At 72.6% G+C, this 687-nt stretch carries 1 protein-coding gene; it reads left to right on the top strand.

All coding sequences use genetic code 11. The features are described 5' to 3' along the window. Window positions 1-687: lytic murein transglycosylase (locus tag FV223_RS29225; protein WP_147730066.1), on the top strand; the 687-nt coding region annotated here is incomplete at both ends.

The following is a 687-nucleotide window of genomic DNA, read 5'->3' as shown; positions in this document are numbered from 1 at the left end:
GCAGCGCTCGGGCCGACCCTCCCGGCGATCGAGGCGCGCTACGGCGTTCCGGCCTCGGTGCTCCTCGCGATCTGGGGCATCGAGTCGGATTTCGGCGCGAGCGGCGGTTCGGTGCCGACGATCCGCGCGCTGGCGACGCTCGCCGCCGCCCGGCACCGCGGCACGCTGTTTCGCGACGAGTTGCTCGCCGCCCTCGCGATTCAGCAGCGCGGCGACGTCGCGCCGGACCGGATGCTCGGCAGCTGGGCCGGCGCGATGGGACAGGTGCAGTTCCTGCCCTCGACGTTCCTGACGCACGCGGTCGACTTCGACGGGGACGGCCGCAGCGACATCTGGGTGAGCGACGCCGATTCCCTCGCCTCGATCGCCGCCTACCTCAAAGACCTCGGCTGGAATCCCGCGATCGCGTGGGGCTACGCCGTCCGCCTGCCCGAGGGCTTCGACCTGACACGCTACGCCGCGGACCTGCCTGAATTCTCGCGCCGCGGCGTCAGCCGGATCGATGGCGGCCCATTGCCGGACAAGGGCGGAGCGTCCGTGTTCCTGCCCGGCGGCGCCGGCGGGCCGGCCTTCCTGATCACCGACAACTTCGAGGTGATCCGCGGCTACAACACCTCGGATTCCTACGCGCTGGCGGTCGGCCATCTCGCCGACCGCCTGGCCGGCGGGCCGCCCCTCGTCGCACCC

The sequence above is a fragment of the Methylobacterium sp. WL116 genome, assembly GCF_008039455.1.
In the GTDB taxonomy this organism is placed as follows: domain Bacteria; phylum Pseudomonadota; class Alphaproteobacteria; order Rhizobiales; family Beijerinckiaceae; genus Methylobacterium.
The sequence above is the reverse complement of the archived record's forward strand: the minus strand, read 5'-3'. Positions and strand labels throughout refer to the sequence as shown.